The sequence below is a fragment of the Streptomyces sp. NPDC097595 genome, from assembly GCF_044761525.1.
Classification (GTDB): Bacteria; Actinomycetota; Actinomycetes; order Streptomycetales; family Streptomycetaceae; genus Streptomyces; species Streptomyces drozdowiczii_A.
In genome coordinates this window covers 1-1,039 of sequence record NZ_JBIWCN010000043.1, presented here as the reverse complement: position 1 = coordinate 1,039, position 1,039 = coordinate 1, and the positions used below count along the sequence as shown (strand labels likewise).

Here is a 1,039-nt window from a genome sequence, read left to right as displayed (position 1 = left end):
ATATCTCGGCTGAGGGATCTTGAACGGGTGAGGGCCTTCCGGGTTCGGTGTGGATTGCGACGTCTACACCGACCGAAAGGCCCTCGTGCCCCACCGTAATGCACCCCTGACCGAGACCGGACGCCTGCGCCTGGCCCGCTGCGTCGTCGAGGACAACTGGCCCCTGCGGCGGGCCGCCGAACGCTTTCAGGTCTCACCGACCACGGCCCAGCGATGGGCCGACCGCTACCGCCGGTCCGGCGAAGCCGGCATGAGCGACCGCTCCTCCCGTCCGCACACCAGCCCCCGGCGGACCCCGACCCGCACCGAACGCCGGATCATCAAGGTCCGGGTCCTGCGCCGGTGGGGACCGGCCCGCATCGCGCACCTGCTCGGGCTGGTGCCCTCCACCGTCCACCGCGTCCTGACCCGCTACCGCCTGGCCCGCCTCACCCATCTGGACCGGGCCACCGGCCGTGTCATACGCCGCTACGAACGTGACCGGCCCGGCGAACTCGTCCACGTCGACATCAAGAAGCTCGGCAACATCCCCGACGGCGGCGGCCACAAGGCCCTCGGCAGGCAGGCAGGCCGCAAGACCCGCTCGAACGCCGGCTACAGCTACATCCACACCGCCGTCGACGACCACTCCCGCCTCGCCTACAGCGAGATCCACACGGACGAGAAGAAGGAGACCGCCACCGCGTTCTGGACCCGCGCCCAGACGTTCTACGCGGCCCACGGGATCACCGTCGAACGAGTCCTGACCGACAACGGCTCCTGCTACAAGTCACACGCCTGGCGCGACCTCCTGGCAGCGGCCGGGATCACCCACAAGCGAACCCGACCCTACCGGCCACAGACCAACGGCAAGGTCGAACGCCTCAACCGCACCCTGCTCGACGAATGGGCCTACGCCCGCCCCTACCACTCAGAGCAGGAACGACGCGACGCCTTCCCCAGCTGGCTGCACACCTACAATCACCACCGCGGACACACCGCACTGAAAGGCCAACCACCCGCCAGCCGCGTCCCCAACCTCACAGGGCAATACACCTAG

1 protein-coding gene is annotated in these 1,039 nt (G+C 68.9%); it reads left to right on the top strand.

Annotated elements, in window-relative coordinates; genetic code table 11:
- Nucleotides 1-85: 85 nt before the first annotated feature.
- Nucleotides 86-1,039, top strand: coding sequence for an IS481 family transposase (locus ACIQZN_RS34920; protein ID WP_328901451.1), 954 nt, complete (start codon nucleotides 86-88; stop codon nucleotides 1,037-1,039).